Source organism: Marivibrio sp. (genome assembly GCF_040218065.1).
Lineage (GTDB): Bacteria > Pseudomonadota > Alphaproteobacteria > UBA8366 > Aestuariispiraceae > Marivibrio.
The window spans coordinates 44,635-68,392 of sequence record NZ_JAVJQE010000008.1 but is presented as its reverse complement, the minus strand read 5'-3'; the positions used below and the strand labels follow the sequence as shown (position 1 = coordinate 68,392).

Annotated in this window: 24 protein-coding genes; 7 read left to right on the top strand and 17 right to left on the bottom strand. The window is 67.6% G+C overall.

Annotated elements, in window-relative coordinates:
• Positions 1–32: 32 nt before the first annotated feature.
• Positions 33–911 (top strand): lipid A biosynthesis lauroyl acyltransferase, encoded by an 879-nt coding sequence (locus RIB45_RS06650; protein WP_350049456.1) that lies wholly within the window; start codon positions 33–35, stop codon positions 909–911.
• Here the strand turns inward: RIB45_RS06650 and RIB45_RS06645 are convergent, their stop codons facing one another.
• Both RIB45_RS06645 and xseA read right to left on the bottom strand, forming a co-directional pair.
• Complete coding sequence (locus RIB45_RS06645; RefSeq protein ID WP_350049455.1) at positions 912–1,745, bottom strand: M23 family metallopeptidase; 834 nt, start codon at positions 1,743–1,745, stop codon at positions 912–914. It lies immediately after the preceding gene.
• The gene (gene xseA, locus RIB45_RS06640; RefSeq protein ID WP_350049454.1) at positions 1,745–3,268 is read right to left on the bottom strand and encodes an exodeoxyribonuclease VII large subunit; all 1,524 of its coding nucleotides are present in this window, start codon (positions 3,266–3,268) and stop codon (positions 1,745–1,747) included. Before xseA ends, RIB45_RS06645 begins: the two co-directional genes overlap by 1 nt.
• A 184-nt stretch (positions 3,269–3,452) precedes the next feature.
• Here xseA and RIB45_RS06635 point away from each other — a divergent pair, with 184 nt between their 5' ends.
• Genes RIB45_RS06635 through RIB45_RS06620 form a run of 4 tightly spaced genes read left to right on the top strand, consistent with a single transcriptional unit; the run spans position 3,453 to position 7,019 of the window.
• Entirely contained in the window at positions 3,453–3,911 is a 459-nt protein-coding gene (locus RIB45_RS06635; protein ID WP_350049453.1) for a hypothetical protein, read from the top strand.
• Between the two features lie 60 nt (positions 3,912–3,971).
• On the top strand, positions 3,972–5,267 hold the full coding sequence (gene purD, locus RIB45_RS06630) for a phosphoribosylamine--glycine ligase (protein WP_350049452.1): 1,296 nt from the start codon (positions 3,972–3,974) through the stop codon (positions 5,265–5,267).
• An 18-nt stretch (positions 5,268–5,285) separates the two neighbouring features.
• Positions 5,286–5,603 carry a hypothetical protein gene (locus tag RIB45_RS06625; RefSeq protein WP_350049451.1) on the top strand — a complete coding sequence of 106 codons (318 nt, stop codon included), beginning with the start codon at positions 5,286–5,288 and terminating at the stop codon, positions 5,601–5,603.
• A 30-nt stretch (positions 5,604–5,633) separates the two neighbouring features.
• Positions 5,634–7,019, top strand: coding sequence for a TldD/PmbA family protein (locus tag RIB45_RS06620; RefSeq protein ID WP_350049450.1), 1,386 nt, complete (start codon positions 5,634–5,636; stop codon positions 7,017–7,019).
• 3 nt (positions 7,020–7,022) lie between these two features.
• Here RIB45_RS06620 and RIB45_RS06615 read toward each other — a convergent pair whose 3' ends face one another.
• Entirely contained in the window at positions 7,023–7,553 is a 531-nt protein-coding gene (locus RIB45_RS06615) for a hypothetical protein (protein ID WP_350049449.1), read from the bottom strand.
• A gap of 406 nt (positions 7,554–7,959) precedes the next feature.
• Positions 7,960–8,337 carry a VOC family protein gene (locus tag RIB45_RS06610; protein ID WP_350049448.1) on the bottom strand — a complete coding sequence of 126 codons (378 nt, stop codon included), beginning with the start codon at positions 8,335–8,337 and terminating at the stop codon, positions 7,960–7,962.
• Positions 8,338–8,407: 70 nt separating this feature from the next.
• On the opposite strand from RIB45_RS06610, the gene RIB45_RS06605 reads away from it, so the two are divergent.
• Complete coding sequence (locus tag RIB45_RS06605; protein ID WP_350049447.1) at positions 8,408–8,662, top strand: hypothetical protein; 255 nt, start codon at positions 8,408–8,410, stop codon at positions 8,660–8,662.
• Between the two features lie 16 nt (positions 8,663–8,678).
• On the opposite strand, the gene dusA is transcribed toward RIB45_RS06605, so the two are convergent.
• Positions 8,679–9,707 carry a tRNA dihydrouridine(20/20a) synthase DusA gene (gene dusA / locus RIB45_RS06600; protein ID WP_350049446.1) on the bottom strand — a complete coding sequence of 343 codons (1,029 nt, stop codon included), beginning with the start codon at positions 9,705–9,707 and terminating at the stop codon, positions 8,679–8,681.
• A 141-nt stretch (positions 9,708–9,848) separates the two neighbouring features.
• Here dusA and RIB45_RS06595 point away from each other — a divergent pair, with 141 nt between their 5' ends.
• Complete coding sequence (locus RIB45_RS06595) at positions 9,849–12,098, top strand: putative bifunctional diguanylate cyclase/phosphodiesterase (protein WP_350049445.1); 2,250 nt, start codon at positions 9,849–9,851, stop codon at positions 12,096–12,098.
• A 202-nt stretch (positions 12,099–12,300) separates the two neighbouring features.
• Here RIB45_RS06595 and pufC read toward each other — a convergent pair whose 3' ends face one another.
• The 12 genes from pufC to RIB45_RS06535 form a co-directional block, all read right to left on the bottom strand.
• Positions 12,301–13,335 carry a photosynthetic reaction center cytochrome PufC gene (gene pufC, locus RIB45_RS06590; RefSeq protein WP_350049444.1) on the bottom strand — a complete coding sequence of 345 codons (1,035 nt, stop codon included), beginning with the start codon at positions 13,333–13,335 and terminating at the stop codon, positions 12,301–12,303.
• 3 nt (positions 13,336–13,338) lie between these two features.
• The gene (gene pufM / locus RIB45_RS06585) at positions 13,339–14,313 is read right to left on the bottom strand and encodes a photosynthetic reaction center subunit M (protein ID WP_350049443.1); all 975 of its coding nucleotides are present in this window, start codon (positions 14,311–14,313) and stop codon (positions 13,339–13,341) included.
• An 11-nt stretch (positions 14,314–14,324) separates the two neighbouring features.
• Complete coding sequence (pufL, locus tag RIB45_RS06580; RefSeq protein ID WP_350049442.1) at positions 14,325–15,149, bottom strand: photosynthetic reaction center subunit L; 825 nt, start codon at positions 15,147–15,149, stop codon at positions 14,325–14,327.
• A gap of 237 nt (positions 15,150–15,386) precedes the next feature.
• Complete coding sequence (gene pufA / locus RIB45_RS06575) at positions 15,387–15,584, bottom strand: light-harvesting antenna LH1, alpha subunit (RefSeq protein ID WP_350049441.1); 198 nt, start codon at positions 15,582–15,584, stop codon at positions 15,387–15,389.
• Between the two features lie 12 nt (positions 15,585–15,596).
• Positions 15,597–15,809, bottom strand: coding sequence for a light-harvesting antenna LH1, beta subunit (gene pufB, locus RIB45_RS06570; protein ID WP_350049440.1), 213 nt, complete (start codon positions 15,807–15,809; stop codon positions 15,597–15,599).
• A 173-nt stretch (positions 15,810–15,982) separates the two neighbouring features.
• Positions 15,983–16,255 carry a hypothetical protein gene (locus RIB45_RS06565; RefSeq protein ID WP_350049439.1) on the bottom strand — a complete coding sequence of 91 codons (273 nt, stop codon included), beginning with the start codon at positions 16,253–16,255 and terminating at the stop codon, positions 15,983–15,985.
• Between the two features lie 52 nt (positions 16,256–16,307).
• The gene (bchZ, locus tag RIB45_RS06560) at positions 16,308–17,768 is read right to left on the bottom strand and encodes a chlorophyllide a reductase subunit Z (protein WP_350049438.1); all 1,461 of its coding nucleotides are present in this window, start codon (positions 17,766–17,768) and stop codon (positions 16,308–16,310) included.
• On the bottom strand, positions 17,762–19,429 hold the full coding sequence (gene bchY, locus RIB45_RS06555) for a chlorophyllide a reductase subunit Y (protein WP_502882557.1): 1,668 nt from the start codon (positions 19,427–19,429) through the stop codon (positions 17,762–17,764). The genes bchZ and bchY overlap by 7 nt, the downstream gene beginning before the upstream one ends.
• 24 nt (positions 19,430–19,453) lie before the next feature.
• A complete protein-coding gene (locus RIB45_RS06550; RefSeq protein ID WP_350049437.1) occupies positions 19,454–20,476 on the bottom strand; it encodes a chlorophyllide a reductase iron protein subunit X in 1,023 nt (340 codons plus the stop codon).
• Positions 20,473–21,408 carry a chlorophyll synthesis pathway protein BchC gene (gene bchC / locus RIB45_RS06545; protein ID WP_350049436.1) on the bottom strand — a complete coding sequence of 312 codons (936 nt, stop codon included), beginning with the start codon at positions 21,406–21,408 and terminating at the stop codon, positions 20,473–20,475. The genes RIB45_RS06550 and bchC overlap by 4 nt, the downstream gene beginning before the upstream one ends.
• Before the next feature lie 192 nt (positions 21,409–21,600).
• The gene (locus tag RIB45_RS06540) at positions 21,601–22,728 is read right to left on the bottom strand and encodes a methyltransferase (protein ID WP_350049435.1); all 1,128 of its coding nucleotides are present in this window, start codon (positions 22,726–22,728) and stop codon (positions 21,601–21,603) included.
• Between the two features lie 11 nt (positions 22,729–22,739).
• The gene (locus tag RIB45_RS06535) at positions 22,740–23,642 is read right to left on the bottom strand and encodes a polyprenyl synthetase family protein (RefSeq protein ID WP_350049434.1); all 903 of its coding nucleotides are present in this window, start codon (positions 23,640–23,642) and stop codon (positions 22,740–22,742) included.
• Between the last annotated feature and the right edge of the window lie 116 nt (positions 23,643–23,758).

The following is a 23,758-nucleotide window of genomic DNA, read 5'->3' as shown; positions in this document are numbered from 1 at the left end:
ACGAACGCATCGCAGAGCGAGCCGAAACGCCTTTGGCGCGACGTTTGGGCTACGCGATTCAAAACGTCGTCTTCCGGGCGTTGCTGGGCGCCATGCGGTTGCTGCCGATCGAAACCGCGTCGGCCGCGGGCGGATGGCTGTTCCGCCTGGTCGGACCCCGTTTGCCCGCCGATCGGATCGCCCGAAGCAATCTGGCCCGCGCCTTTCCTGAGGCCTCGCAGGCCGAGATCGATCGGATCGTTCAGGAGGTGTGGGACAATTTGGGGCGCGGGGCGGCGGAGTACGCCCATCTCGACCGGATCGACACGCACGACGGGAATCGGGTCGAGTTGATCGGCGAGGAGCGCCTGTTGGCGGCGCGCGATTCCAAAGCGCCCTTCATCGTGTTCTCCGCCCACATGGCGAATTGGGAGATGGCGAGCCTGGTGGCCGCTCAGCGCGGCTGCAAGCTCGCCAACATCTACCGCCGGGCGAGCAATCCGGGCATGGATCGGATGATTCAGAAGGTTCGCGCCGGCTTCACCGCCGAACTGCTGCCCAAAGGCCGCGCCGGCGCGCGGGGAGCGCTGAAGGTGATGGACGAGGGCCGGCCGCTCGGCCTGCTGATCGATCAGAAATTCAACGAAGGCGCGCCGATCCCCTTCTTCGGTCGCCCGGCAATGACGGCGACCGCACCGGCGGAGCTGGCGCTGCGCTATCGCTGTCGCGTGCTGCCGGTGCGTTTGGAGCGACTGCCGGGCGCGCGCTTTCGCGTCACCGTCGAAGCGCCGCTTGAGTTGCCCGACAGCGGCGACCGCAAGGCGGACGTGGAGACGCTGCTGCACGCCATGAACGCGCGCGTCGAGGCCTGGGTCCGCGCGCGCCCCGGCCAATGGTTCTGGGTCCACCGCCGTTGGCCGAAGGACGACTGATCAGTCGCCCCCACCCGTCGCGGGCATGGGCGGGACGAACAGCGCCGCATCGAGGCGCGCGTCGAACCAGTTGATCCGCCAATCCAGATGCGGGCCGGTGGACCGCCCGCTGGAGCCGACGCGTCCGATCGTCCGCCCCTGCCTCACTTTTTCCCCCTCCCGGACGGCTATGTCGTCGAGATGCAGGAAGGTCGAGGCGAGCCCGAGCCCGTGGTCGATCATCAAGGTCGCGCCGGAATAGTAGAGATCGGGGTGGGCGAAGCTGACGACCCCGTCGGCGGGCGCGACGACGGGCGTTCCCGTCGGCGCGGCGATATCGACGCCGTAATGGGGCTGACGCGGGTGACCGTTGAGGATGCGTTGGGCGCCGAACACGCCGGTTATTCGGCCGCGGACAGGCCAGATCCACCCGCTGTCGAAGCCGATCTCCAAGCTCCCTCTCTCGCGCGCGGCGCGTACGGCCGCGGCCTCGTCGCGGATGCGCTGAAGCGTCTCTTCGGGCGGCGTCACCTTGTTCTCGGGGAGGCCGTCGATGCGTTGGATGTCGTAGTCCCGCTGGGCGAGGCTCAGCGTCTGTTCCATGCGCGCGCCGTCCGGGCCGGTCGCGCGCACCACGACGCGCGCCGGCGAGTCGCGGTGAAAGCCGATCACGAATCGGCCGTCGGGGGCGACCGGCGCGGCGCGGCCCGCGAACTCGACCGCGCCGCCCGGCGCGATCCTGCCGATGGCGTAGCCGCCTTCCTGCAGGTCGGTCTGGAGCCAATCGATTTCGCCGGCCCGCGCGGCCGGCGCGAGCAAGCACAGCGCCAACAGCCCCATCAGTGCGCGTCGCATCAGAACAACTCCTGCTGATCGGTTTTGCCGCCGCCGCCCGCCTGTCGCGCCTTGGGCTTGGCCCGTGGGGAAGGCGGGCCGGCCGCGCCGCCGCCCGCAACCAGCGCCCGGCGCGAGCGCGCCCCGCGAAAGGCGATGTCGATCTCGTCGCCCGCGCGCAGCGCGTCGGCGTCGGAGACGACCGCGCCGTCTTCGGCCCGACGCACGACGGCGTAGCCGCGTTCTAGAACGCGCTCATAGCTCAAACTCTCCAGCATCTGGGCTTGCCGGGCGAGTCGCGCGGCCCGGTCCTCGATCAAGCGGGTCGTCGCGCGGGTCAAGCGCTCGGCGACACGGCTGTCCGCGAAGCGATTGCGGTGGGTGCGCTCGACGCTCGCCAGCGCGCGCGTCAGGCGGCCGTCCAGCGCGTCGAGCTCCCGCGCGGCGCCGCGCAGCGTCTCAAGCGGTGTGCGCAGACGCGCCGCGGTCTGGGCGAGGTCGCGCTCCTTCGCGCCGATCAGCCGCGGCAGCCCGGCGACGAAGCGCTCCGACAAATCGTCCAGCTTTTGCTCCGCGCCTTCCAGCAAGCGATGCGGACGAGGCAGCCCGCGGGCCAACCCCGCCAGTAATTTCGCGCGATCGGCGACGCCGCGGTGGGCCGCCGCGCTCAAGCGGCGCGCCCGATCGGCCAGATCGATCATCAACTCGCTGCGCACCGGCACGGCGATTTCCGCCGCCGCCGTCGGGGTGGGCGCGCGCCGGTCGCTGGCGAAATCGATCAGCGTCGTATCGGTCTCATGGCCGACGGCCGAGATCAGCGGGATCTCCGACGCCGCGGCCGCGCGCACCACGGCCTCCTCGTTGAAGGCCCAGAGATCCTCCAACGATCCGCCGCCGCGCGCCACGATCAGGACGTCGGGGCGCGGCGGCTCGCCCGGCGCGCCGGTCAGGCGGTTGAAACCCGCGATCGCGGCCGCGACTGCGTCCGCTGCGCCGTCGCCCTGAACCGCGGTCGGCCAAATCAGAACATGACGCGGGAAGCGGTCCCGCAGACGGTGAAGGATGTCGCGGATCACCGACCCGGTGGGCGAGGTCACGACGCCGATCACCGACGGCAGGAACGGCAGCGGACGCTTTCGCTCCTCGGCGAACAGTCCCTCGGCGGCGAGTTTCTTACGGCGATCGTCGAGCAGCTTCAGCAGCGCGCCTTCCCCGGCGAGCTCAAGACTTTCGATGACGATCTGATATTTCGAGCGGCCGGGATAGGTCGTGAGCCGCCCGGTCGCGATCACCTCCATCCCGTCCTCAGGCTTGATCGACAGCCGCCCCGCCGTCCCGCGCCAACAGACCGCGTCCAAGACCGCGTCCGCGTCCTTCATCGCCATGTAGAGATGGCCGGAGGCGGCGCGCTTGAAGCCCGAGATCTCGCCGCGCACGCGCACGTACGAAAAGCTCTCCTCCACTGTGCGCTTGAGGGCGGCGGACAGCTCCGAGACTGAGAACTCGGGCGCGTTGCTGACGGCGGAGGCGGCGGGCGACGACATGAGCGAAGAGTCCCGCCCGAACCGGCCGCCGTCAAGCGTCGCCGCGCCGCCTGCGCCGGACTGGCTTCGACGCATTTTAGACGAACCTCTGAGAAGACGCACAAATCCGCCGCATTCCTACCCAGACACCGCCCCGATCCGAATTGCATTTAGAAATAAACCACAATCTAAGGGAGCTAAGAGCATGAGGTTGCAAGCGCACCGTCAGGCATTGAGTTTGTGGCTGGGCGATGGAAGGCGGAACGTTTGGTTCTATCGCACCGAGGCGCATTTTTTCGATCAGATCGCCGCGCCGGGCTTCTTCGCCCCGGTGATCGAGCGGTTGAGCCTGGGCGATCTCATCCTGGTCGAGTGTCCGGGATACATTGAGGTCGACCGGCCTTTCGGACGACGCGCCGTCTACACGCATCGGCCGGGCGGCGGCGTGTTGCTGGTGACGGCGGCGCCGACCGACGCGGCCGGAACGGCCGAGGCCCCCGCGGCGAGGATCGCCGAGGGCGCCGCGGTGGAGATCGCCGTGCTGGCCGAGGGGCTCAGGCGGTTTCCCTCCCCGTCGGCTCATGCTATCCCGCACCAGCCGATCTGCAGGGCGTGCGCGGGTGCTTTGAGCGAGCGCCCGACGCCCCCCGCCCGCGCCGTCTGAGCGCAGACGGGAGGACTTTGGAGCGGCGCGATTCACGGCTTGACGGGGGAGTCGGAGCGAATGCGCATCTTGGTTGTCGGGAGCGGCGGGCGCGAGCACGCTTTGTGTTGGGCGATCGCGGCCTCGCCCCTTTGCGAGAGCCTGTTCTGCGCGCCCGGCAACGCCGGCGTGGCTCAGGAAGCCCAATGTGTCGAGGATCTGCAGGCCGACGACATTGACGGCATCCTCGCCTTCGCCGAACGCGAGGCGATCGATTTGGTCGTCATCGGACCGGAAGCGCCGTTGGTCGCGGGTTTGGCGGATCGGCTGCGCGCCGCCGGCGTCCGCGTTCTCGGACCCAGCGCGGCGGCCGCGCGGCTCGAAGGCTCGAAGGGTTTCGCGAAGGATCTCTGCGCCAAGTACGACATCCCCACAGCCGCCTACGGCCGGTTCACTGACGCCGACGCCGCCAAGGCCTATATCCGCGAGCGCGGCGCGCCGATCGTCGTCAAGGCCGACGGTCTTGCCGCCGGCAAGGGGGTGACCGTCGCGGAGAGCGTCGAGCAGGCTTTGGCCGCCGTGGATGAGGCGATGGTCGCCGAGAGCTTCGGCGCCGCCGGCGCCGAGGTGGTCGTCGAAGAGTTCATGGCCGGGGAGGAGCTCTCTTTCTTCGCCCTGGTCGACGGCGTTTCGGCGTTGCCCCTCGCCTCCGCCCAGGATCACAAGGCCGCTTATGACGGCGATCGCGGACCGAACACCGGCGGGATGGGCGCCTATTCGCCGGCGCCCGTCTGCACGCCCGACCTTGAGCGGCGCATCGTCGAAGAGATCCTCACCCCCACGGTCAAGGCGATGGCCGCCGAAGGCGCGCCCTTCAACGGCGTTCTGTTCATCGGGCTCATGGTGACCGACCAGGGGCCCAAGGTGGTCGAGTACAATGTCCGTTTCGGCGACCCGGAGTGTCAGGTCCTGATGATGCGGCTTAAGTCCGATCTTCTGCCCGCGCTGACGGCCGCCGCCGACGGCGTGCTGTCCGCCGCCGATCTGCGCTGGTACGAGGACGAGACCGCGCTGAGCGTGGTGATGGCGGCCGAAGGCTATCCGGGCGCCTACCAGAAGAACACCGTGATCCGCGGGCTGGAGCCGGCGGAAGAGGATCCCGACGTCACCATCTTCCATGCCGGCACAGCGCGCGACGCCGACGGCGTCTTGCGGGCGATCGGCGGACGGGTGCTAAACGTCACCGCCCGCGGGTCAAGCGTCGCGGAGGCCCAGGCCGCCGCCTATCGCGCCGTCGACAGGATCGACTGGCCGGAAAGCTTCTATCGCCGCGACATCGGCTGGCGCGCGCTCGCGCGCGCGCGCGGCGAGGGCTGAGCGAAAGGCCCCCGCACGATGGCGGAGCTTCTGCGCGATAACCCGATCGCGGTGCTGCTGGCGGTGGTTCTGATCGCGGCGCTGGTCGGGTTGCGCGCGCGCCGCCGCGGGGCGCGCCTCGGCGCGCGCGACCCCCGCATGGACGGCCGGGCGCGCCCGCCGCGCTACAGCCGCCGCGCGGAAGGGCGGCGCGACGAAGAACGCCCGCGCGACGAGCCGGAGCGCGACCGCAAGCGGGTTCGGCTGCAGATGATCTTAGCGCTGATCGCGATCGCGGGCTTTACTCTGATCGCCCTCGTGAACACTTTCAGAGGGGTGAGCGATCTGTCGCCCTAAATTTCGCCAACCGAATAAGGATCGAGCTTCATGTCCGACGCGCCCGCGACCGCCAAGCGCGCTGAAAAGACCGGGGCTGACGCCCAATCCCTCGACCTGATCGAAGAGATGCTGGACCGGGCGCGCAAAGCCGGCGCCGATCAGGCCGACGCGATCGTGGCGCACGCGACCAGCCTGAGCCACGCCCAGCGCCTCGGCAAGATGGAGCGGCTGGAGCGCTCGGAGAGCCGCGATCTGGGCTTGCGCGTCATCATCGGCAAGAAGCAGGCCTGCGTCTCCGGCAACGACTGGAAGTCGGACGCGCTTTCGGAGTTGGTCGAGCGCGCGATCGCCATGGCGAAGACCGTCCCGGACGATCCCTATTGCGGGCTGGCGACGGCCGAGGACCTGGGCCGCCCGCCCTTCCCCGACGTCGACAGCTGCGATCACGAGGAGCCTGCGGCGGAACTCTTGATCGAACGCGCCAAGGCGGCCGAAGACGCGGCCATGGCCGTGCAGGGCGTGAGCAATTCAGAAGGCGCCGAGTCGAGCTGGGCGCGCTGGTCGATCGCGCTCGGCGCCTCCAACGGCTTTCGCGGCGGCTACGAGAATTCGCGCCACGGCGTCGGGGTGTCGGTCCTCGCCGGCTCAGGCGTGGAGATGGAGAGCGACTACGACTTCACCTCAAAGGTCTACGGCGCCGATCTGGAGGACCCAAGCCTGATCGGCAAGCGCGCCGGCGATCAGGCGGTCGCCAAGCTGAATCCGCGCAAGGGGCCGACCACCAAATGTCCGGTCGTCTTCGATCCCCGCGTCGCGAACAGCCTGCTCCGCCATCTGGCCGGCGCCGTCAACGGCGCGGCGATCGCCCGCGGCACCAGTTTCCTGAAGGACCGGATGGGCGAGGCCGTGATGGCCAAGGGCCTGACCGTGATCGACGATCCGCACCGCCCGCGCGGCCTCGCCTCCAAGCCGTTCGACGCGGAAGGCGTGGCCACGACAAGGCGCGCGCTGGTCGAAGACGGCGTGCTGACGACCTGGGTGCTCGATCTGCGCAGCGCCCGGCAGTTGGATCTCTCGACGACCGGCAACGCCGGCCGAGGGACCTCGAGCCCGCCGAGCCCGACGACGACCAATCTCTATCTCGAGCCGGGCGAGACGAGCCCGGAGGACATGATTCGCGAGATCGACAGCGGCTTCTACGTCACCAGCCTGATGGGCATGGGGGTCAACGGCGTGACCGGCGACTACAGCCGGGGCGCGTCCGGCTTCTGGATCGAAAAGGGCGAAATCGCCTATCCGGTGAGCGAGATGACGATCGCCGGCAATCTGAAGGACATGTTTCTCGCGATGACGGCGGCGAACGACCTCGACTTCCGCTACGGCGCCAATGCGCCGAGCGTGCGGATCGACGGTATGACGGCGGCGGGGCAGTAGCGCTCAGCCGCCGGCCCCGCCGGCGAACAGCTCTGCAATCCAGTCGCTCCAAGCAAAAAAGGCGGCCACCGCGATCACGAAAGCGAACGCGGAGCCGAGTAGGCTCGCCAACACGGCCATTAGGAAGCTGCGATTGGCCTGAGTTTGCAAGTTGTCGGAAACCGCCTTGATTCCTTGCACTGTGCTATTGAGCGCCTGCAATTGCTTATTCATTTCATCTTTTTTCCCACCCTCGTAAGCATCAACTAGTTCGGTCGCTTGTTGTTCGCCTAGGAGTTGGCGGGCGTAGTCTTCAAGGCGTCGATCCGCCTCATTGAAGAGCATGTTAATCTGCGTATCGGTGTCGACCGACTCGCGGAATTGGTTCATGTCGTGAAGCGATATCGGCCCGCCGCGGTTGCCTTGCTCCCGCTCGGTCCATTCGACCTTCAATTGCTTGTATAAAGCATACGCCAAGAGCGAACGCGTCTCCCCTTCGCCGGCGACGATACGACTGAACATTTCGTTCCAAGGGTACGGGCGATCGCCTTCCATTCAGCAATCTCTATTATTTGCTCTTTATGAGGGTGGCTCGCGCCAAAATTTTTTTACCGCTTCCAAACCTTGCGTCCGCCAAAACTCACTTTCTCGCCCTTGGCCGCCGCCTGCGCGATCTTCAACACTCGAAGGCGCTTAGCAACAGCCTGGGCGTTCGCTTCGGCTCTGGTCACTTGATGGGAGGAGGGCGTCGTACGTACCATTGAAGGTCCGCGCGGAGTCGACTGTACCGGTCTCTCGACATCTACGGATAACACGTCCGCCACCTGTTTTTTGGTGTAGGGTCTCATATCCGATAGCCTTAGCTAGGGCTCGTCAAGCATGGAACAACCATGTCACGAATAACACAACGGCGATTCGGAACTTTGATCAACATATTGTAGGTATGAGCCGCTGAGAGCCACTAGGAGGGTGGCCACGCCACATCCTCGAACCGCTGGATTTCGATCAGATAGCCGTCGGGGTCGCGCAGGAAGAGGTGCGTGATGGCGAAGTCGGGGTTCGGCTGCGGCTCCTTCTCCAGCACCACGCCCTTGGCTTTCAGCCGCGCGCCCCAGCCTTCGACGTCCTGCGTCACCAGGCACAGGATCACGCCGTTGGGATTGGCCGCGCGGCCGTCGCGCGCCGCGCACAGGCCGACGAAGCTCGCCGGGCCGGTGCGATAGATCCGGCAGCCGCCCTGCTGCGTCAGCACGCAGGTCAGCTCCAGCGTCTCCTCGTAGAAGCGGCGCGAGGCGTCCGGATCGGCGGTGTAGAGAAACGTCACCTGTTGGTCGAACATCGGGACTCCCCTCCGAGGGGCGAATCGTGGCGTCGTGACGCGGCATCCGATCGCTGGAGGAGGCGCGCCAATGGGGGCCGACATCAAAACCGCCATCGCCCAGGCGATCAAGAAGGCGGACAAATCCTGGTTCAACGAGGATTACGACAAGCAGGCGCGCGCCGTTCTGCAGGCGCTGGCCAAGGAAGGCTACGCCGTCGTGCCGCGCCATCCGTCCGATGCGGCGATCGAGGCGGGGCGCGAGGCCATGCAGGCCGGACGCTATCGGCCGTCCGAGGTGTTGACCCAGCTCTACCGCGCAATGGTCGAGGCGGGAAAACTTTAGACGCCTACGCCTACGCCTACGCCGCGCCGCTGCGCGCCGCGTCGCGATCGTCGGGAACCAGGGCGGCCGCCTGCTCGATCACCTCGACGCCCGCCTCGGCGCTGTAGGCGTTCTCACTCAGATACCGGCGCCATTTTCGCGCGCCGGGCCGCCCGTTGAACAGGCCCAGTATGTGCCGCGTGATGTGGTGCAGCGCGACGCCGCGATCGAGGCTCTTCCGGACATAGGGCAGCAGGTCCGAGATCACTTGATGGCGGGTTTTGACGGGAGCGTCGCTCCGACCGAACAGCCGTCGATCGGCCTCGGCCAGAATATAGGGGTCCTGGTAGGCCGCCCGACCGATCATGACGCCGTCTAGGGCCGGGCCGTCATCGTCCTCCGCCAGAATCGCTTCCGCCTGGTCCAGATCCTTGACCCCGCCGTTCAAGACGATCTCCAACTGCGGGCGATCGGCTTTGAGCCGGCGCACCACGTCGTATTTCAGCGGAGGGATCTCGCGATTCTCCTTTGGACTGAGCCCTGAGAGGATCGCGATCCGGGCGTGGACGATGAAGGTCGAACAGCCGCTTTGCGCCACCGTGTCGATGAAGCGGAGGAGCTCCTCATAGCTCTCGCGCCCGTCGATGCCGATGCGCGACTTAACCGTGACCGGGATCGAGACCGCGCGGGCCATCGCATCGACGCAATCGCGCACGCGGGCCGGATCCGCCATCAGGCAGGCGCCGAAGAAGCCGTTCTGCACCCGATCGGACGGGCACCCCACATTCAGATTGATTTCGTCATAGCCGACCCGCTCCACGATCGCCGCAGCCTCGGCGAGTTCCGCCGGATCGGAGCCGCCCAGTTGGCACGCGACCGGATGCTCGAGTGCGTCAAAGCCGAGGAGTTTTTCCCGATCGCCGTAAAGCACCGCCGGCGCCGTCACCATTTCGGTGTAAAGCAGCGTGCGCGCAGACAAGATGCGCAGGAACCGCCGGTCATGCCGGTCCGTCCAATCCATCATCGGGGCCACCGACAGGCGGCGGTCGATCTTTGCGTCGGTCATCGCGCGGGTCCAAGGTTGCGGTCGCCGTCCCCTATTTAATCGATTGCGTTCGCTTGACCAACCGGGGGGCGGTTAGTGCACTCTAACGGTCGCGTTGGCGCTGCATGTTTGGCGGCGCCGCTTCTCGGAGCCTCAGCCGCCATGCCCATTCACGACAGCAGCGCAGGTTCGGCGATCGCCGCCGCGCTGTCCGCTCTGATCGGCGGGCTGACCGGTTTTCGCAAAGGTCGGCGCGACGGCGCGCGCGGCGCGGCGTCGCAAACCGCCTTGCAGAACGCGCTCGACTACATGGCCGACGGCATCGTCGTGACCGACGAGGCGCTGACCCTCGTCGCTTGGAACCGGCGCTACCGCGAAATCTTCTCGATTGCTGAAGGCGGCATCGTCGAGGGCGATCCGATCGCCAAGGCGATCCGCAGCGCCTTCGAAGCGGGCGTTCTGGTCCGGCCCGACGCCCGCGCCATCGACGCCCATGTGGAGGCGCGCTTGGCCGACATCCGCGACGGGCGCGGCGCGGTGCAGTTGGAGCGGCTGGCGGACGGGCGCTGGATTGAAATCGTGCGCAACGCGCTTCCCCAGGGCGGCTTCGTCAGCACCTTCACCGACGTCACGGAACGCAAGCGCGCCGAGGACGCGTTGCGGGTCTCGGAGGAGCGCTACGCGCTCGCCGCGCAGGGCTCGTCCGAAGGCATCTGGGATTGGGACCTCGCGGCGGAGCGGGTCTATTACTCGCCGCGCTGGCGGGCCATGCTGGGGCTCAGCCCCGACATGATAAGCGGCCGGCCGGACGATTGGTTCAACCGCGTCCACCCGCGCGACGTCGACGCCCTGCGCGCCGCGATCGACAGCTACCTCGACGGCGCGTCCGAGCAGTTCGCCGCCGAGTTCCGCATGCTGCATACCGACGACGATTATTTGTGGGTCGCGGCGAGCGGGCTTGCGGTGCGCAGCCCGCATGACGGCCGGCCGCAGCGCCTGGTCGGCTCGATGACCGACATATCGGAGCGCAAGCGCGCGGAAGAGCAGCTGATCCACGACGCGCTGTACGATTCCGTCACCGGCTTGCCGAACCGGGCGCTGTTTCTGGACCGCATCGATCAGACCCTGCAGCGCCGGCGCCTGCAAGGCGCAGACGATGCGGGCGAGGGATTCGCCGTCCTGTTCCTCGATCTCGACCGCTTCAAGGTGATCAACGATTCGCTCGGTCACGACGTGGGGGACGAGCTGCTGATCGACGTCGCGCGGCGTCTGGAAAGCGCGATCAAGCCGGGCGACAGTCTGGCGCGCCTGGCGAGCGACGAATTCGGCGTGCTGCTGGGCGAGGTGCGCAGGGCGGAGGACGCGCTGGAGACTGCGCACTGGCTGCAGTCGGATCTGGCGGCCGCCTTCTATCTGCGCGGGCAAGAGGTCTTCACCTCGGTCTGCATCGGCGTCGCCCTGCCGTCGGCCGGGTTCCGCAAAGCGGAGGACATGCTGCGCGCGGCGGACATCGCGATGTATCGCGCCAAAGACGGGGGCCAGAGCAGCACGGCCGTCTTCGACCCCTCGATGCAGTCCCGGGCGATCAGCCAGCTTCAGCTGGAGAGCGACCTGCGCCGCGCCGTCGACCGGGATGAGATCGAGGTCTACTACCAGCCGATCGTGCGCTTCGATACGGGCCGCATCGCCGGCTTCGAGGTCTTGGCCCGTTGGCGGCATACGGAACGCGGGCTGGTCGCGCCGGCCGATTTCATTCCGCCGGCGGAGGATGTCGGCCTGATCGCCGCGATCGGCGCGCAGGCGCTGCGTAAGTCCGCCCGCGCCATGCGCGAGTGGATGCGCCGCTACGGCGGCGAAGCGCCGGAGGCGATTTCGGTCAATCTGTCCGGCCGTCAGTTGCAGGACCCGGATCTGGTGCGCGACATCGAGCTGCTGCTGGCGCAAACCGGCCTGCCGGGCAGCCGGCTGAAGCTTGAAGTGACCGAGAGCATGATCATGCACAATCCGGAATCCACCGCGCGTACGCTGATGGAGTTGAAGGATCTGGGCGTGACGCTGTCGATCGACGATTTCGGCACCGGCTATTCGTCGCTCAGCTATCTCCACCGCTTCCCGTTCGACACGCTGAAGATCGACCGCTCCTTCGTCGCCGCGATGGAGGAGAAGCGCGAGAATCTGGAGATCATCCGCACCATCGCGCTGCTCGCCCACACACTGGGGATGGACGTGATCGCCGAAGGGGTCGAAAGCCCGGGTCAGCTGAAGCGCCTGCGGGAGCTTGGCTGCGAATCCGGGCAGGGCTTCCTCTTCTCCCACCCGACCGACGCCGACGGCGCGGAGGCTTATCTGAAAGCCGCGCGCCGCTGGGACGTCGACGCCCTGATCGCCGGCGGCGACCGCGCGGCGGAATAAAAGCGGCGGATCGGGAGTCCGCGCGAAAGCGCCCTGCGGTCCGGAATCGGCAAAGCGCGCCCCCGCGAAAGGGGGACCCATTTCTGAGACCCGCCGTCGCAGGCGCGCGCTGTTGCACCTCAGCTCCCGCGATCGCGACGAAAAAAATGGCGGGAAGAGAGGTCTCTTCCCGCCAGTGGGGTGGATGGGGTACGGAACAACGCTACTCCATGACCCTCCCGAGCTCGGGATGGTCTTCCAGCATCGGGGCCCCGTTCATGGGCAACGGAAGGCCCTGATGGCAGGTCGCGCAGGACGCCTTCGGGGCGTCGCCGGCGGGACCCAACCGGTGCGCCGGCAGCGCCGACTGCAACGGGATCAGGTAATTGGCGTTGACGTCCTGCGCCATCTGGATGCCGTGCCAGGCGGTGGCGCGGGCCGGCGGGCTTTGCTCCCAATCCGCCCAGCTGCGGCTGTTGTGGCAGTAGGTGCAGTTGACGCCGAGCCCGTCCGACATGTTCATCATCAGCGAGTAGGTCACCTCGGTCTTCTTGGTGCCCGGCTCGAGCGGAACCGTCGGCAGGGCCTGACCCTCCTGCACGCGGATCTGCGCGCCGGGTTGGGTCAGGAGGTCCTCCAACGCCGTGTAGGGCAGCGAGGAGTAGACCGCGATCTCGGTCGCCAGGTTCTGGCCCTGGCGATCGGCGGTCATGCCTTTCGCCGGGTCGACCCCGTCCTCCTCGACCCAGAGGTACTCCGGCACGTGATTGCCGCGGTGGCAGGTGTAGCAGTTGACGCCGGTCTGCCCCACGTGGCTTTCGTAATTGGCGTTGATGTGCTGGGTCATCTGGATCATCCGACGCGAGACGATCTTGGTGTAGACCTCGTCGGACGCCATGTTCTCGACATTGTGGCAGTAGGCGCAGCCCTCGTCCGGCGAGACCCAATTGGTGATGCTGACCATCAACTGGTTGAATTGATCCTCGCTGAGCGAGCCCAGCACCTGCACGTTCTCATAAACCTCGCCGGCCGGCTGTCCGCCGGGCGGCATGCGGCCCATCGAAATCGGCGGCTCGTTGCGCGCCTGCAGCTCGGCGTCGATGCGCGGGTTGGTGTGGGTCACCATGCCGACGCCGTCGTAGCCGATCTGCTCGCTCTCGATCGGCGGGCGCTCCCAACTCAGGAAGAACGCCACCCCGAGGAGAAAGGCCGCCACGATCGCAACGCCGCCGACGCCTAGTTTGATTCCGTCCAACATGGCTCAGCTCCCGTTGCTCATGGCGGGGTCGGGGACCGGGGTCCAGACCTCAGGATAGGCCGGCGCAATCCCGTGCTTGACGCCCCACAGGTACCAGTTGTCGACCACCGTGCCGGTGAGCAGGATGCCGATGCCGCCGGTCAGCGGGCACAGCACCGCGAACCACCAGGCCCAGCGGTGAATCGACTCCATCGTGGCGTTGAAACCCATGGTCCAGCGCCAGAAGAGGGCGGCGCGCTCCGAGGCCGTGCCGCGGTCGACGATCTGTTCGATCTCCCGGTCGCCGCCGAAGCGGCTGACCGCCAGGATCGTCGCTCCGTGCATGGCGAACAGCAGCGCCGAGCCGTACAGGAAGACGATCGAGAGCATGTGGAAGGGGTTGTAGAACAGATTGCCGTAGCGGATGGAGAAAGCCGCGGTCCAATCCAGGTGCGGGAAGATGCCGAACGGCACCGCCTCCGACCAGCTGCCCATCAGCACCGGCCGGATCAGGCCCAGCACCAGATAAAGCCAAATCGCCGCCGCGAAGGCCCAGGCCACATGCGTGCCCATGCCGAGCGCGCGCGCCCGGGTGTACATTCGCAGCCACCACAACAGGATGGAGACGGTCAGGAAGAAGCCCGCCATCAGCCACCATCCGCCTTCCGCCAGCGGCGGGAATGAGAGACCGTACTCTGCCTTCGGCGGCTCGAGCGCCAGCCAGAAGAGCTGGCGGACGAACTCGATCGGATCCCAACCGACCGAGGCCCACATGTTGAGACCGATGATCTCGATGGCGATCACGCCGCAGACGATGGAGGCGAGGCCCAGGAAGCCCAGATAGAACGGGCCGACCTGCGCGTCGCCGATCTTGCCGGCGAGATAGGAAAGGCGGGTCTTGTTGTTGCGGGTCCACACGCCGCCCTTCGGCAGCGGCACGCCCAGGTCGGGATTCCCGTGGACCTGAACCCGCGTGAAGATGTTCTGGTATTCAGCCATGGTCTTTCCCCTCAGCTCCAGATCGGCAGGCTCAGCCACCAGTTCCACCACTCAGGCCAGCCGCGGGTCCAGAAGGGACCGCTGATGACGATGCAGACCGCGCTCCAGAAGCCGGCCGACAGCGCCAGGAACAAGCCCAGACGGTGGATGCCCAAGGTGCCGATCGAGTAGCCGATGGCGTCGCGGAAGAAGGCGTTCTCGTGCTCGGCCGTCTTGACCGGCTCGCCCTTCTTCGGGTTCGTCGCCGACAGCACCAGCGCGCCGTGCAGCGACAGCGCCAGCGTCGTGGTGAAGAAGAAGCTCACCGCGATCATGTGCGCCGGGTTGTAGTGGAAGTGGAGATACTGGTAGCCGACGTTCGAGACCCAATCCAGGTGGCTGAGAATGCCGTAGGGGAAGCCGTGCCCCCAGGCGCCCAGCAGCAAGGGGCGGATCACCACCAGGGTGACGTAGGCGAAGATCGCCACGCCGAACGCGATCGGCACATGATATCCCATGCCGAGTTTGCGGCAGATCTCCACCTCGCGCAGCGCCCAGGAAACGAAGGCGCCGATGGCGCAGATGGTGATCAACTGCCACAGCCCTCCTTCCTTCAACGGGGCGAACGCCAGGCCGTATTCCAGGGCCGGCGGCGCGATGTTGATCTGCCAGACGTTCCAGGTCGGCCCGATCGCCGCCCCGTACAGGATCAGCGCGGTGCCGAGGAACGAGAAGAAGAGCGTCGTGACCCCGAAGAATCCGACGTAGAAAGGCCCTACCCAGAAGTCGAAGAGGTCGCCGCCGAGCAGAGTCCCTCCGCGAATGCGGTATTTCCTTTCAAAGTTGAGCATGGCCATCGTCAGGGCCTCCCCTTTGCGACGTCTGTCGAACGGTTCGCAATCGCTTCGTGCATCGGCCGTCCGGGTCCGAAACAGCTAACCGTCCCGGGCGGCGGCGCCGGCGGAGCCTTCACGCGGCGGATCCGCGCGAAGGGCGCCGGTAAACGAGAATGCATCGGCCGGAGCCAGGACCTCGGGGAAGCCCGAGGGCTCAGCCGGGGCCTCGACCCCGACCGATGCACTCGTAGGCGGTCGTCAGACCAGCTTCACGTCCGTCGGAGACGGCTCGTGGATCTGGACCTGAGCGCCCGCATCGGCGGCCGCGCCTTCCAACCAGTTGAACCGGTCGGTGCTCAGCAGAATGAAGTGAATCAGCAGAGCCAGCGCGAACAGGAAGACCGCGAGAGCGACCAACGCCCGACGCGGATCGAACAGCAGCCAAATGCGCCACATGTTTCGCTCCTCCTATCCGATGTGCGACGTGATATAGCTGACCGCCATATTCACGCCGTCTGTCAGGGACGCATAACCCTCGGGTCCGGGAAGCCACGGACGCCACTGCCACGCCAGGAAGTGCGCGATGATGGCGACCACGGTAAAGACGATGAAGCTCGTCATGAAGATACCGTGGAATTCCTTGGCTTCCTCGGGGGTCATGCCTGATGGGTTATCAGCCATGGATAATCCCTCCGTTAACTGGCCTTTCGGCCGTTACCGCAGATTCCCTGTGCGGCCAGGGCCGCCGATCCGATCGAAACCGAACCGGCGGATTTCCGGAGAGGGTTCCCCCCCACACCGGAAACCGGTGACGCGCCGACGGCGCCCGCAGGGTCGCTCGACCCTGCGCGCCGTCAGCACATGAACGCGTAGGGCGCGGTCGCGTGGGCGCGGCTCAGCGCCTCATGCCAGACCGAGCGGCTCTCGAAGCCGTCGCCCCCGAAGACCCGCCAGCGCCAGAGCGCCAGTCGACCGATCAGCCCGGCGGTCAGAAAGGCCGCGAAGCAGACCGCCAGCAGCAGTCGGTACTGCAGCGAGTCGCTGAATTCGTGCGGCGTCGCGCGCTCGCTGTGCGCCCCCAGGGCGCCGCCTACGGACTGCGGTCCGTTGTCGATGCTGAGCGTCATGCCGTGATCTCCCCTCTTGAGGATGCGGGCGAGTGAAGGACCGTCGTATCGTTCACGCCGCCCTCCCCTCGATGATGGTGAGGCGCGCGCGGTCGAGGCAGGTCTCGTCGACCTCCTCCAGGCCGCGGCGGCGCGCCTCGCTTTCGGCCGCGTCGCGCAGGCGCTTGGCGGCGGAAATCCGGGTCAGAACCGGCTGAGTCTCCAGGATTCGCTCGAAGGCTTTGCTCGCCTCCGCGTCCCAGGGCAGTTCGCGATGCATACGGCTCAGGGTCGCCTCCGCCCGGTCCATGTCCGAGCCAAGCGGCAGGATGTGGAACAGCGCGTCGAACAGGCCGTTGCAGACCTCCTGCAGCAGGTAGGTCGCGCCGGCGTAGCCCATGAAGGGGGTGCCGGTGTGCCGCCGGATCGCCGTGCCCGGAAATGAGGCGGGGATGTAGATCGCCCGGTTGGGGCCGAGCTCGGCCAGATACATGCGCTCGTTGTAGCTGCCGAACAGCAGCAGCGGCGTCTTGGTGTGGACGTCCCGGCGCACCTGATCGTTGTCCGGCTTTTTGCCGGCGGAGCGCATGTGGGAGAAGGTGCAGGGCAGGCCCAGATCGTTTTCGAGATAGTTTCGGATGCCGCGGGCGTAGGTCTCGCCGGCGACGATCGCGAAGCTGGCCGTGCCGAAGAAGTCCTGCGTGACCGAGCGCCAGAGATCCCACAACGGCTTGATCGTCGTGTGCTTCTCGCGCTCGATGAAGGGCTCGGGATCAAGCTCCAGCAGGTCGCCCAGCTTGCGCAGGAACTTGGTCGTGCTGTCGAGGCCGATCGGCGCCTGCAAGTAGGGCTGCTCAAGCGCCTCGCAGAGCAGGCGGCCGTACTCCCGGTACATGCAGACGTTGACGTCGGCGTCGACCAGCCGCGGAAGGTCCGCGAGATGCGAGCCGAGCGGCATGACCATATTGACCTCGGCTCCGATCCCCTCGACCAGCCGACGGATCTCCGCCAGGTCGGAGGGCATGTTGAACATGCCGTAGGCCGGACCGATGATGTTGACCTTCGGGGCCTCGCCCTCGCGCTTGGCGCGGGCCTTGGGCCGCTTGCCGCCCTTGATCGCGTAGTTGGTCCACAGCCACAGCAGGGCGCGGTCGGCGCTCTGCCACTGATCCTCGTCGATCGTGCGCGGCAGGAAGCGCTGGATGCCGGTGCCTTCCGGCGTGACGCCGCCGCCGATCATCTCAGCGATCGAGCCGGTGACGACCACGGACGGCTCGTCGCGCCGCAGCACCGCGTGGGCGCGCTTCATCGAGTCTTCCGTGCCGGTCTTGCCGAGTTCTTCCTCGGCGAGGCCCGTGACGACGATCGGCAACTCGTGCGGCGGCAGACCGTCGGTGTAGTGCAGCACCGACGTGACCGGCAAGTTCTCGCAGCCGACCGGACCGTCGATGATGACCTGCAGGCCCTTGATCGCGGTGAAGACGTAAACGGCGCCCCAATAGCCGCCGGCGCGGTCGTGATCCTGAATCAGCATCCGATCCCCTCCTCCGGCTCGGCGAGGCGCTTCAGCTTCTTCGCGTACTTCTTCCGGAAACCCGGATTGTCCTTGGGCGTGGTCTCCCAGACGCCGGCGGTGAACCCCTTATCGGCCGCGTCGCCCGCGCTGACGCCGCCGACGCCGTCGAAGAACTCGCTCATCCGATCGAAGCGCGCCTTGTTGGCCAGCGCGCCGTTGACGACCTGGGCGAGCGAGCCCGCGCCGGCGGCGCCCATCAGCGGACGGGCGGAGATCAGGTTGGTGAAGTACAGCGACGGGATCGCCTTTTCCTTGGCGTGCTGGACGACGGGCGTCGTGCCGATGGCGAGATCCGGGCGGAACTCCTCTACGGCCGCGATGTCCTCTTCCAGCGAGGCCCGGAAGTTGACCCGCACCCCGTGCGCCTCCAACCACTCGCGGTCCGGGTCGGACCATTTGGTCTGCGGGCAGGCGGAGCCGACGTATCGGACCTCCGCGCCGCTCTCGACCAGCAGCCGGGCGACGATCAGCTCCGAGCCCTCGTAGCCCGACAAGGTGATCCGCCCCTTGATCGGCGTCTTGGAAAGCGCCTCCGCGATGCGCGGCAGGATCTGCGCCTTGGCCGCGTCCAGGGTCTTGGCGTCGACGTTCATGATCTTCGCCACGTGGTCGAGCCACGCCGCCGTCCCGTCATGGCCCACAGGCGCAGAGCCGAAGACCGGCCGGCCGGCCGCCTGGAACTCGCGAATCGCGCTGGTGTAGAAGGGATGGATCGCGGCGACGGCCTGACCGTCGAGCGCGGCGTAGAGCTCGCGCCACTCACGCGTCGGCACGACCGGCCCGACGGCGAGACCCAGCGGGTCGAGCATCTGGTTGACGCCGACCGGATCGACCGGAAACATCTCGCCCAAGAGCGTGATCGTCGGCTTGTCCGTCTGCGGCTGCGCCGGGGCCTGGACCGGTCCCTGCTCGGCCTCCTCGCGGGCGTATTTCAGCATCGCGCCGGCCAGCACGTCCTTCGCTTCCGCGTGCGTCGGAACGCCGAAGCCGGGCACGTCGATGCCGATGATGCGCACGCCGTTGATCTCGTCGGGCAGCAGCCGCAGGGGCACGCCCGAGGCCGTCGGGACGCACAGGTTCGTCACCACGACCGCGTCGTAACGCTCCGGATCGGCGAGGTCGTAGACCGCGTCGCGCAGATCTTCGAACAGCTTGCCGGTGACCAGCGTCTCGGAATTGAACGGCACGTAGCCGACCGAGCGCCGCGCCCCGTAGAAGTGCGAGGTGAAGGTCAGGCCGTAGACGCAGCAAGCCGAGCCGCACAGCACGGTCGCCGTCCGCTTCATGCGCAGCCCGACGCGCAAGCTGCCGAACGCCGGACACATGCTTTGCGGCTTGTCGTGCGGGCCGGTCGGATAGTCGGCGGCGTATTGCTCCAACACCTCCGACTTGCCGGCGGCCTTGGCGGCCTCGAGCATCTTGTCGGCGCCGGCGTGGCAGCCGACGCCGTCGCCCGCCGCTTCCGGCGTTGCGGCGGCGTTGATGGGGGCGTCCGGCTTCGGCGCCGCGGTCCCGCCATCGTCGTTCACCGCCCCGTCATTGGCCATGGGCGCAACGGCGGCGTCGTCATAGACGACTTCACCGTCTGTGCGCTCCTGATCCGTCTGTCTGTCCGTCATGGCGTCGTCCCCTCGCTCGTCGGCTTACGCGTCGTCGTAGACGACTTCGAGGGAGCGCTTCTCCTCCACCTTGCCGCCGCGCATGTCGGCGGCCGTGGCGGGTTCGAGCACGACGTCGCGGCCGACCGTGTCGCTGTCGAACAGCCCGAGGAGATCCTCCTGGGTGAGCGGGTTCGGCTGCAGCGGCGGCGCGGTCTGCAGATTGGCCGCCAGCTCGCCGAACAGCGGACCCCAACGGCCTTCGGGGGTGCCGACGATCTGGTAGTTCGCGCTCTTGCGGCGCAGATCCTCGTCCGCGGGGATGGCGGCCAGAACCGGGATGTCGACCGCTTTCGCAAACGCCTCGGCCTCGCCGGTGCCGTCGTCCTTGTTTACGACAATGCCCGCGACGCCGACATTGCCGCCCAGCTTGCGGAAATACTGCACGGCCGAGCAGACGTTGTTCGCGACATAGAGCGACTGCAGGTCGTTCGAGCCGACGACCACCACCTTCTGGCACATGTCGCGGGCGATCGGCAGGCCGAAGCCGCCGCACACCACGTCGCCCAGAAAGTCGAGAAGAACGTAGTCGAAGTCCCAGTCGTGGAAACCGAGATTCTCGAGCGTCTCGAAGCCGTGGATGATGCCGCGCCCGCCGCAGCCGCGGCCGACCTCGGGCCCGCCGAGCTCCATGGCGTAGACGCCGTCGCGCTTGAAGCAGACGTCCTCGATGCGAACCTCTTCGCCGGCCGCCTTCTTCTTCGAGCCGGTCTCGATGATCGTCGGGCAGCTCTTGCCGCCGAACAGCAGCGAGGTGGTGTCGCTCTTCGGATCGCAGCCGATCAGCAGCACCCGCTTGCCCTGCTGGGCCAGCATGTAGCTGAGGTTCGAGAGCGTGAAACTCTTGCCGATGCCGCCCTTGCCGTAGATCGCGATGATCTGCGTTTCTTTGGTGGTCGGGCCGGTATGCACCGGGTTCGGGTCGATCGAGGCCTCCTTGCGCAGGCTCTCCGCGAGCTTGGCCCCGGCGTCGGCGCTCGGAACCTTTTTATCCGTCGTCGTCGTCATGAAGCGTCTCTCCAATCCAGAACCATTTTCAGGCACGCCGGATCCTCAAAGGCGGTCCGGTAGGCCTCCCCCGCCTCGTTCGCCGGGCGGTGATGGGTGAGAAGTCCGTCGAGCGCGAGCCGGCCGTCGGAGACCAGCGCGCTGACGGCGTCCAAGTCGGGCCGGCGCCATTCCGCCGCGACGCGCAGGCGCGCCTCGCGGATGAAGGCCGGCGGAAAGGTGAAGCTGAGCGGCGCCTTGTAGAAGCCGGCGAGGATCACCTCGCCCTGCGGCGCCAGGCGCCCGATCAGCGAATCCAGGAGCGAGCCGTCGCCGCTGACGTCGCAGATCGCCTTATAGTCGCGGCGCTCGTCCTCGTCGGGATGGACGACCTGATAGCCCTCGGCGCCGCTCTGGCGGACCGGGTTGGTCTCCCACACCGTCGGCGCGCCGCCGTGGGCGACCGCGATCCGCGCGATCAGCCGGCCCAGCACGCCGTGACCGACGATCAGATCGGGCGGGGCGGCCCCGCCCGCGATCGCATGCTGCGCCGTGGCGGCCAGCGCCATCAGCACGCCGTCGCGCCCGAGGCTCTTGTCGACGGGGGCGGTGCGGGCTCCGGCGGTGATCAGGCGCTGGGCCGTGCCGCCGAAAAGGCCCCGCACCTCGCCGTAGCAGGTGGCGCCCGGAACGAAGACCGTCTGGCCGACGGAAAGCCCGCTTTCGGGTCCGGCCTCGACCACCTCGCCGACCGATTCGTAACCGGGGACCAGCGGATAGCCCATGCCCGGAAAGGGCGGCATTTCGCCGGACCACAGCAGGCGCTCGGTCCCGGTGCTGACGCCGCTGTGCGCAATCTCCACCACCGCGTCAGCCGGGCCGGGCGCGGTCAGATCCAGCGTCTCGACGCTGAGTCGCTTGGGTTCGTGGAAAACGACGGCTTGCGCTTGCATCGTGCATCCTCCCGGCTAAAGCGGGAGCCCCGTTCAGACGTTTCTTCGACTTGTGGGCGGCCTTCTTCCGGGCCTGATTTCGTATCTGTCAGTTTAGCCTGACAATTAAGAGTGTCAAGCATAACGTACAGTCAAGTTGTAGGGATATCGTCTCGCACCCGACCCGCGCGCCGGCGGCCCGAAGGCGTGACGTCACGCCCGCGGCCGAGCGGCGATCGCCTGCACCATCAAAGGGTTGCGGGTGGTGAGCGGCGTGACGATCCGGAAGTCGGCCGCGTCCAACAGCGCGGAAATCTCGTCCGGCGTGCGGGCCCGCCCGGAGCCCATCGCCAACAAATAGAAACCGAAATAGGCGTCGGCGACGCGCGCCGCGTCGGCTCTGCCGGACATCGGTTCAGCGATCAGCAGCGCGCCGACGTCGGCCAGGGCGACGCGACAGGCCTTGAGCAGCGCCAGCGCCTTGTCGTCATCATGGTCGTGCAGGATGCGCACCAGCGTTATCAGGTCGCAGCCCGCCGGCAGCGGGTCGTGCATGAAGTCGCCCGCCGCGACCGAAATGCGCTTCGCCAAGCCGCGCCGCGCGATCTCGGCGCGGGCGTATTCGGCGACCCCCGGCAAGTCGAAGAGCGTCAGCTGCGCCTGAGGGTGGCGCGCGGCGACCGCGGTCAGGAACGCGCCGCCGCCGCCGCCGACATCGAGGATCCGCCTGGTCCCGTCCATCGGGTAGGCGGCCAGGATCTCTTCCGCCAACAGGCTTTGGCTTTCGGCCATGAGACGGCTGTAGCCCTCCGCTTCCTCCGGCTTGACGGCGCGGCCGTCGGCTTCGCCGGCGTACCGCCAGAAGCGCGCGAGCTCCGTCTCACCGGCCTCGCCTCTCAGCAACGCCACCGGATTCGTCAAATCACGATAGAGCGCGTCATGATGACGAATCATGGCCCGAGCCCCCGGACTGCCGGCCAGCGCCGCCCCGTCTGCGCCCAGCCCCCAGCGCCCGTCGTCGAACCGCTCCGCCAGCCCGACCGCCGCCGCCGCCTTCATCAGGCGGTTGAGGGCGGCGGGGTCGAGATCCGTCGCATCGCTCAACGCGGCCTCGCTCTGCGGCGCCTCCTTCAGGCGATCGAGCAGATCGAGCGCGACAAACGCGGCCAGCGTCTGCGAATACACGAATCCCGCCACAAGATCGAAGCTGCGCCGCACGCCCATCCGGGCGAACGGGCGCAGCAGCGGGTTGGCGATCGCCCTGTGCTGAAAATCGGGGTCGGCGAGTTTGCGATTCCGCCAGTCGCGCCAGCGATCGCGCAGGCTGGCGCCCTCGCTCATCGGCCCGGCGATCAGGCCGGGTGGGCCGCGCTGCGGCCGGCGGCCGGGGCGTTCGGCGGCGGCTCGAACCGCTGGGACTGCTGCAGGATCATCTGCTGCAACATCGCCTGTCCGGCGCATGGCGGCACCGCGTCGACCGCGTCGGTGACCAGCTGCTTGAGGTGGCGCGTCGCGCCCGCCAGCCCGTGCTGGGCGACGGCGTTGGGTCGGGCGTAGGTCGCGTCGACCCCGGTCGGCTTGCCGAGAACGGCTTCATCGCCGGTGACGTCCTGGATGTCGTCGGCGACCTGATAGGCCTCGCCGAGACGCTCGCCGACGACCCGCCAAAGCTGCGAATCGCCGCCAGCGGCGACCGCGCCGGCCTCCGTCGCGGCGGCGAAGAGCGAGCCGGTCTTGGCGCGCTGATAATCCGCCAGGATCGCGTCGTCCTCGCTCTCCCAGGCCTGACCGGCGACGATTCCAAAGGGCATGCCGACCGAGCCGGCGACGATGCGCATCAGATGCGCCGCGCGCGCCGGATGGTCCAGGATGCGCTCAGCCAGGGTTTCGAAGGCGAGCACGATCAGCGCGTCGCCCGCCAGCACCGCCAAAGGCTCGCCATAGGCCCTGTGGACCGAGGGTTTGCCGCGCCGGGTCGGCGCATCGTCGAAGCAGGGCAGATCGTCATGCACCAGCGACGCGCAATGGAGCAGTTCGATCGCGGCGCCGGCGGCGTCGGCCAGCGCCGGCTGATCGTCGCCGCACGAACTCGCCACCGCCAGACACAGGCTGGGGCGCACGCGCGCGCCGCCCGGGAAGACGGCGTAGCGCATCGCCTCCGCCAGTTTAGGCGGCGCGCCGGGCTTGCCGGCGCGGCTGAGCGCCCGGCCCAGCGTGGATTCGATGCGCGTGGACAATTGTTCGGTCGTCGCCATGACGCCTTCTCCCTGTCGTTCCGTTCCGAACGACCGCCGGTCGCCGCGCGACCGTCACGATCCTTGGACGGCGCAATGTGTCATGTATAATAGACACTCGACGTGTCCAATTTCAA